This is a genomic window from Variovorax sp. 01T439_2 (assembly GCF_056398445.1).
Window position 1 is genome coordinate 1 of sequence record NZ_JBFTPJ010000246.1, and the last position, 7447, is coordinate 7447.

The window sequence follows — 7447 nt, forward strand, 5'->3', positions numbered from 1 at the left end:
CACCTAAGACACTCTGGCCGGGCTTGAAAGCGTTTGAGCGCCCCGAAACGTCGTGGACGCTCGCTGCATTGAGCGAGCGCCTACTAATGCGTCAGGCTGTCGAGGCGTTGCGCTGCGAGGCCGAAGGCGTGGTGACGCATGCACATGACGCCAATGTCGGCTCGGTCTTGGGCTTCGGATTCCCCGCATGGACAGGTGGCGTACTCCAATACGTCGCAGCAATGGGCCGGGACAGGTTCATGGCGCAAGCCCATGCGCTTGCTGCAGCTCATGGTGGGCGATTCACGCCGTGAATGCACACCGGTCGGCGAATTGGCTGGCCCGCGCACGGCGATTGTCATGAACCTTGTGCAATCGGCGATGCCGTGCGCGGCATAGCGCCGTGTGGACCAGGCTCATGACGGCGGCGGCTCGTTTGCCTGCGCGCAGGGATCCGGCGAACAGCCAGTTCTAGCGACCGAGCGCGATTGGCCCGCGTCTTGCCCGCTCCGGGCTTGAGCATCGCCACAGGGGTCTCGTCGGCATGCAGCACGTCGTGTCGCAGCAGTTCTGCTGGCCGCGCACACAATCTCCCTCCATCGTGGTCTGCTCCAATCACAGTAACGTTGACGATGTCCGAATGTTCGAGCAGTCGAACCTCGAGATCTGCTGGGTAGATGTTCTCACCGCCGCGGATGATCATGTCCTTCAAACGCCCATCACGCACACGTAGGGGCAGAGATCGACGGAATCCAAGAGCCTCGGTTCACAATGTGTTCAGGTCATAGGTAACTTGCATTCTTGAACCTTGTGAGGCGGGACTCGGCTGATATGTACTTTCATCTTCCGTACTGCGATGCACCTGTAACAGCTTGCAAATGCATTGGCAGCTCCAGAAGTTGCAATCAAACCCCGAATCCTGAACGCTGCTGTCGAGCTGCTGATTGAGCAAGGCACGGCTCGCACCACCACCTTGGCGGTCCAGCGACGCGCAGGTGTAAGCCGCGGCGCCCTACTCCATCACTTTCCAACTCATGCGGAGTTGCTGTCTTCGACGGTGCAGGAACTTGTCCGAAGAAACGAAGCAGCAGTCCACGAGGCGCTTGCCAAAGTCGGTGTTGCTGAAGATCCATTCGAGAGGGCGGTGAAGGTGCTGGCCACCACGATGGCAAAACCGGCCTATCTCGCCGAACTGGAACTGTGGGCGATTTCCCGTACGGACATYGAACTTCGCACCGCCCTTCAGGCTGCAGAGCGCGGCGCACGCAAAGAGAGTGACCGAGTGATGCGGATGCTGTTTCCCTCCATAGCAGAACGCCCTGACGCCGCTGAGGTAATGGGATCGACACTCGCCTTTTTGCGGGGACAGGCGGTGACCGGAATCATCAGCGGAAGGCCATCTCAGCGACAGAAGCAGATGACCACCTGGCTGAGAGCGATTCGGATCATGTTGGACGATACCTCCACCACCTGACCGCTCAGCTCGAACCGCCTTCTTTAGGCTTCCACGGCCCGTCACAGCGGGATGAGTTCAGCCCATGACAACGACTATGGAGAGCTGCACCCGCTTGGCCCCTGAGAACACTCGTACGCACGAATATTCATGATGACACCGCCAAAATCCAAGTTCGACGGTGGCGGAACCTCATCGGCGGCTATGGCCTCTTCATCACGCACGTAGCTGGCATTCTCGATGCACTTCCCGGGTAGTCCTTGCGGCGGCGCTATGTATCGCGCCAACTTCCAACGCAGCGGCGTTATACATGGGTTGGACGGTATGGAAGCGCGTCATAAAAAGGTAATGGCAACCGGCGGCTCGTTCCAAGACACAGGCGTATGCAAAAGGGATCAGCGGCCGATGAAAACAGGGGCGCGCTTTTCGCGAAAGGCAGCTTGCGCTTCCTTGGCGTCGGCAGTTTGGCCGATCTGCGCGGTCATGTCCTGTTCGTAGCGGTAGCCGTCGCGCAAGGATGCGCCCATGTCTTCCAGCGTGTTGAGCGCGTGCTTGCCCATGCGGGTGGACACCGGGCTCTTCGCGGCGATGGTGCGGGCCATTTCCAGCGCGGTGGGCATCAGCTCGTCATGGGGCGTGCAAACCTCCACCACGCCGGTGCGGTACAGCTCGTCGGCCGGAACGCGCCAGCCGGTCAGCATCATGCGCCGCACGCGGGAATGGCCGAACAAGCGCATCGCGTGGCTGCAGCCGCCAAGCAGGCCCACGTCCACCTCGGGCAGACCCAGGCTCGCGCGTTCGGAGGCGATCAGTACGTCACTGGACGCCACCATGGCCAGCCCCGAACCCAACGCGGCACCGTTGATGGCGGCCACCACCGGCTTGGAGCATTCCCGGATGGCGTGGAAGCACTCGCGGGTGCGGCGCGAATGCGCACGCAGATCGCCTGGCTCCTTGATGACCTMGGCGCGGCCCTTCAGGTCGGCGCCAGCGCAGAAAATCTTGCCCGCACCGGTCAGCACGACCGCCCTTAGCTCGTCGAGCTCGGAGATACGGTCCAGCGCCCAGATCAATTCATCGTTGAGGCGTCGGGTGAGTGCGTTGACCGGTGGGCTGTTCAGGGTCAGCACGGCGATGTGCTGATCCACGATGTGTACCTGGAGTTCTGCGAGAGAGGCGAATGATTCTTGCATGGTGGGCATCGGATGGATATGGAGGGAAAAGAGGCCGCAAAATTACCGTACGCCAACCTCCTGCGATGCCAAGGGCGTCGTGCGGGTGTCGATATGGCCGGCCAAATGACTCTAGCGCCGGCCGCCCCCGCCCGATAGCCGTCTGAAGGCAAAGCTGCTATGCGCGCGCTGCGTTGTGCTCCCAGCAGCATGTCTGCATTGCCGCCGGCACACCTAGGTCGGCCCACTTTGACCGCCTACAGTCTGTCGCAAGCCCGCACCGCACCCCGACTCTCATGAGCGCGGTGCGGGCATCCACCCGATACAAGCAGCCTGGAGACAGCATGAGCGCAGCTTCCGCCGCTGAAAGCACAGCCCCTTCCACATCCAACCGCAGCGGTCCGTTGTCGCACCTGCGGGTGCTGGACCTCAGCCGCATCCTCGCGGCGCCCTGGGCCGGTCAGATCCTGGCCGACCTGGGCGCCGAGGTCATCAAGGTCGAGCGTCCCGGCGCCGGCGACGACACCCGTTCGTGGGGGCCGCCCTTCCTGAAGGACGCCAGCGGCCAGGACACCTGCGAAGCCGGCTACTACTTGGCGGTCAACCGCGGTAAGCGTTCCATCACCGTCAGCATCGACACGTCCGAAGGCCAGCAGATCGTGCGCGACATGGCAGCGCAGGCAGACATCGTGCTGGAGAACTACAAGGCCGGCACACTGGAGCGCTATGGTTTGGACCAAGCCAGCCTGCGCAAGATCAACCCGCGTCTGATCTATTGCTCGGTCACCGGCTTCGGCCAGACCGGCCCGCGCCGCGACCAACCCGCTTACGACTTCCTGATCCAGGCCATGGGTGGCCTGATGAGCGTCACCGGCGAGCGGGACGGCCGCCCTGGCGGCGGGCCGCAGAAGGTGGGTGTGCCCATCGTGGACCTAATGACCGGCATGTACACCGCGGTGTCGGTGTTGGCGGCGGTGGCGCGGCGCAACCAGACCGGAACTGGCGACACCATCGACATCGGCATGCTCGACGTGCAGGTGGCCACGTTGGCCAACCAAGCGATGAATTTCCTGGTGTCGGGCAAGACGCCTCAGCGCAACGGCAACGCTCATCCGAACATCCAGCCGCAGGACGTGTTCGCCTGCGCCGACGGCGACATGATCCTGGTGGTAGGCAACGACGGCCAGTTCGCCAAGCTGGCCGACGTACTGGGCCACGGCGAATGGGCGCAGGACGAGCGCTTTCGCACCAATGCCCAGCGCGTGCGAAACAGTGGCGAACTGTCGGCCTTGCTGCGCCAGGCCTTCGGTGCACGCCAGCGTGCCGAAGTCATCGCAGCGCTGGACGCGGCCGGCGTGCCCAGCGGCGCCATCAACAGCGTGTCTGAGGTCTTCGACGAGCCGCAGGTGCAGGCCCGCGGCATGCTCATGAAACTGCCGCACCCGGCCGGCGTGGACGTGCCGCAGGTGGCCAGCCCAATGCGCTTTGCCGATGCCCCCATCCAATACCGCCGCCCGCCGCCGCTGCTGGGTGAGCACTCGCACGAGGTGCTGCGCGAACTGGGCTACGACGATGAGCGCATTGCGGCCTTGCGCAGCGCGGGCGTTATCTGAAGTTGCCGCCGCAGAAAAAAAAGAACTGGCATGCAACGCAAGACCTTCCTGTCCAGCCTGATGCTGGCTTCACTGGCACTGACGAGCGCTCATGCCGGTGACGGCCCCGGCGGCTACCCGGACAAGCCGGTCCGGCTGATCGTGCCCTTCCTGGCGGGCGGAGCCACCGACCTGATGGCCCGCGGCATGGCGCAGAAGCTGTCCGAGGCCATCGGCCAGCCGGTGGTAATCGACAACCGCGCGGGCGCTGGTGGCAGCATCGGTGCCGAGGCCGCTGCCGCCGCACCAAAGGACGGCCATACCCTGCTGTATTCAACGATGGGCGTGCTCACCATCAACCCCAGCCTCTACCGCAACCCGAAGTACGACCCGGCCACCAGCTTCAGCCCGGTCGCGCTGACTCACGTCACATCCAACCTGCTGGTGGTCAACCCGCAAGTGGGCGCGAAGTCCGTCGCCGAACTCGTGGCGCTGGCGCGCAGCAAACCGGGCACGCTGAGCTTCAGCTCGGCGGGCAACGGCACCAGCAGCCACCTGTCAGGCGAACTGTTCATGTCGGTCGCCAAAGTCGACCTTCTGCATGTTCCCTACAAGGGCACGGCCGCCGGGCTGCCGGACCTGCTGTCCGGCCGTATCGAGATGACCTTCGACACCGCGTCCAATTTCGTCGATCACATCAAGGCCGGCAAACTGCGGCCGCTGGCCGTCACCTCGCGCAAGCGCCTGGACACGATGCCCGAAGTGCCCGCCATGGCCGAAACTCCGGGCTTCACCGACTACGACGTGTCGCTGTGGCTGGGCGTGCTGGTGCCAGCCGGTACCTCGCCCGAGATCGTGCGCTACCTCAATCGACGTCTGGTCACGGTGATGCGCGAGCCGGCCATGGCAGCCTCGCTCAAGCCCCTGGGCATCCAGCCGCTGTACAGCAGCCCTGAAGAATTCGCCAAGGTCATCGACCAGGACCGCCGTAAGTGGTCTGCGGTTGTCAAGGCGGTCAAGGTTCAGCTCGAATAATTCGAATGGATCACAAAGACGAATGAGCTCAGAAAATACACACACACCATGAAACTCCATTGGTCCCCCAAGTCACCGTTCGTCCGCAAAGTCATGGTCTGCGCCCATGAGTTGGACATCGCCGGCCAGCTCACGCTGGTTCGCTCGGTGGCGGCCATGCTCAAACCCAATCCTCAACTCATGGCGGACAACCCTTTGTCCAAGATTCCGACGCTGATGCTGGACGACGGCCGCACGTTGTTCGATTCGGTCGTCATCTGCGAGTACCTCGACCATTTGGCCGGCGGTAGCCTTTTTCCGCGCGAAGGCGACGCACGCTGGCGGGCGCTGCGCTGGCATGCGCTGGGCAACGGCCTGCTGGATGTGCTGATCCTTTGGCGCAACGAGCGTGAGCGCGAGGTGCCATTGGGCGCACTGCAGGACGCCTTCGCGCTCAAGACCAAGGCCAGCCTGATGCTGCTGGAGCAGGAAGTGGAGATGCTTGCCAAGGCCCCGCTGTCCATTGGTCACGTCGCTATCGGTTGCGCGCTGGGCTATACCGACTACCGGTTCGCAAGCTTGGAATGGCGCAGCCGCGCGCCCCAGCTGACTCACTGGTTCGCCGAACTTTCGAAGCGGCCATCTTTCGTGGCGACCGAGGTGGCAGAAGGCTAAGTCGTCACCCTCGAATGCAGGTGGGGCAGCCATCAGGCGTAGAGCCGCGCCGGGTTGTCCTGCAGGATGGCCCGGCCGATGGCCACATCGCTCACGGACTCGTGGAGCAGCTGCAGCAAGTCGCCGCCGCTCGGCGGTTCCTTCACGTTGAGGTAGGGCCAGTCGCTGCCCCACACCAACTGCCGCGGGTTGGCTTGCTGCAGGGCTTGCTGAAAAGGCGCCAGTAGCTCCGCCCAGCGCGTGCGGTCGAGTATGGCCAGCAGGTTGCGGTAGGCGCACAGCTTCACCCACACCCGGCCTTCGGCCAGCAGATCGAGCAGGCTGCGAAAGCCCGGCTCGTCCACGCCGGCGGCAGCATCGAAGCCGGCCATGTGGTCGATGACCACAGGCACTGGCAGCGCCCGGATCTGGGCGGCGATGCCCGGCAGCACATGGCGGTCGGTCCACAGCTCGGCGTGGAGGCCTGCGTCGGCCATTTTGCCGGCCATGGCCTGCAATTCCTCGAAGCTGGCGCTGCCGCCGAAGTTGCGGGCCGCGCCACCGCGCGCGCTGAAGCGCAAGGCGCGCACGCGGCGTTCATGCAGTCCGGCGAGCGAAGGCAGGGTGTGAGGCCGCGCCACCAGCACGCCACGCAGATTCGGTTGCGCGTCCAGGGTGTCCAGCACCAGCCCATGGTCCACGCCATAGGCGCTGGGATGCACCAGCACGCCGTGGGTCAGGCCCAGCACGCCGTGGGTCAGGCCCAGCGTGGCAAGGTGCGCCCGGTACGCGGGCAGGGGCGCTTCGGGCGGAGTGTAGGCGCGCTCGGCCGCCAGCGGATAGCGGCCATAAGGGCCGAAGACGTGGGCGTGGCAGTCCCAGCCGCCCTCGGTGTCGATGGCTTCGCCCATCACTTCAATTCTTCTTGTTGCGGCAGCTTGAACGCCGGTTCCGCGCCGGGCGGGAACGGGATCTCGTGCGCGTTGAGCGTCATGGCGACCATGGTGTAGTAACCCACCAAGGCCGTGAGTTCCACCACGCCTTTTTCGCCCAGCAACTGCACCGCGGCGGCATGGGTGGCGTCGCTGACCGAGTGCGAGCGGTTGAGCTCCAGCGCATAGCGGTAGATGACCTGGTCAGTGGCGTCCAGCCCGCGCGGCTGGCGCTGCGCTAGCAGGTCGTCCAGCGTGTCGTCCGACAGCCCGGCCTTGGCACCTTCGGGCCGGTGCGCGAACCATTCAAAAGGCGAGCGGCAGTGCCGCCCGGTCACCAGGATGGCCAATTCCGACTGGCGCGGTGTCATCGAGGTGCCATAGCGCAGCAGCGCGCCTAACGCTTGCCAGCGGTCGGCCAACTCGGCATTGTGCAGCGCGGCGCGCAGTGGGCCCTTGATTTCTCCGCGCGGGCCGGAGACCACCTTCTGATGGACCGCCAGTTGCTCGGGCGTCATGGTGTCGGGAGTGGGCAGGGAAATGCGTGGCATGGGTCTTTCTCGGGGAAATGGGTCGGCTCAGGCGCCGCGATAGGCCGGCTGGCGTTTTTCCAGGAACACGTTCATGCCCTCCTTTTGGTCGACGCTGTCG

At 64.4% G+C, this 7447-nt stretch carries 8 protein-coding genes and 1 pseudogene; 5 read left to right on the top strand and 4 right to left on the bottom strand.

Annotated features, from left to right (window positions below):
* Positions 1-293 (top strand): annotated as a pseudogene (locus AC1DOC_RS13615) (3-hydroxyacyl-CoA dehydrogenase); the annotation flags it as partial.
* Positions 294-337: 44 nt separating this feature from the next.
* Here the strand turns inward: AC1DOC_RS13615 and AC1DOC_RS13620 are convergent.
* Complete coding sequence (locus AC1DOC_RS13620) at positions 338-682, bottom strand: hypothetical protein (protein ID WP_478129111.1); 345 nt, start codon at positions 680-682, stop codon at positions 338-340.
* 180 nt (positions 683-862) lie between these two features.
* Between AC1DOC_RS13620 and AC1DOC_RS13625 the strand changes: the two genes are divergently transcribed.
* The gene (locus tag AC1DOC_RS13625; protein ID WP_478129931.1) at positions 863-1453 is read left to right on the top strand and encodes a TetR/AcrR family transcriptional regulator; all 591 of its coding nucleotides are present in this window, start codon (positions 863-865) and stop codon (positions 1451-1453) included.
* 374 nt (positions 1454-1827) lie between these two features.
* On the opposite strand, the gene AC1DOC_RS13630 is transcribed toward AC1DOC_RS13625, so the two are convergent.
* The gene (locus AC1DOC_RS13630) at positions 1828-2625 is read right to left on the bottom strand and encodes an enoyl-CoA hydratase/isomerase family protein (RefSeq protein ID WP_478129933.1); all 798 of its coding nucleotides are present in this window, start codon (positions 2623-2625) and stop codon (positions 1828-1830) included.
* Positions 2626-2948: 323 nt separating this feature from the next.
* Here AC1DOC_RS13630 and AC1DOC_RS13635 point away from each other — a divergent pair, with 323 nt between their 5' ends.
* From AC1DOC_RS13635 to AC1DOC_RS13645, 3 genes are read left to right on the top strand one after another with little or no spacing between them, the layout of a single operon-like run.
* The gene (locus AC1DOC_RS13635) at positions 2949-4217 is read left to right on the top strand and encodes a CaiB/BaiF CoA transferase family protein (RefSeq protein ID WP_015865922.1); all 1269 of its coding nucleotides are present in this window, start codon (positions 2949-2951) and stop codon (positions 4215-4217) included.
* Between the two features lie 30 nt (positions 4218-4247).
* Positions 4248-5231: a Bug family tripartite tricarboxylate transporter substrate binding protein gene (locus tag AC1DOC_RS13640; protein ID WP_015865923.1), complete on the top strand. Its 984-nt coding sequence runs from the start codon at positions 4248-4250 to the stop codon at positions 5229-5231.
* A 48-nt stretch (positions 5232-5279) separates the two neighbouring features.
* Positions 5280-5885 (top strand): glutathione S-transferase family protein, encoded by a 606-nt coding sequence (locus tag AC1DOC_RS13645; protein ID WP_015865924.1) that lies wholly within the window; start codon positions 5280-5282, stop codon positions 5883-5885.
* A gap of 32 nt (positions 5886-5917) precedes the next feature.
* On the opposite strand, the gene AC1DOC_RS13650 is transcribed toward AC1DOC_RS13645, so the two are convergent.
* Together AC1DOC_RS13650 and AC1DOC_RS13655 are read right to left on the bottom strand one after the other, a co-directional pair.
* Positions 5918-6775 carry an amidohydrolase family protein gene (locus tag AC1DOC_RS13650; RefSeq protein ID WP_015865925.1) on the bottom strand — a complete coding sequence of 286 codons (858 nt, stop codon included), beginning with the start codon at positions 6773-6775 and terminating at the stop codon, positions 5918-5920.
* A complete protein-coding gene (locus AC1DOC_RS13655) occupies positions 6775-7314 on the bottom strand; it encodes a carboxymuconolactone decarboxylase family protein (RefSeq protein WP_478129932.1) in 540 nt (179 codons plus the stop codon). Before AC1DOC_RS13655 ends, AC1DOC_RS13650 begins: the two co-directional genes overlap by 1 nt.
* Positions 7315-7447: the final 133 nt, after the last annotated feature.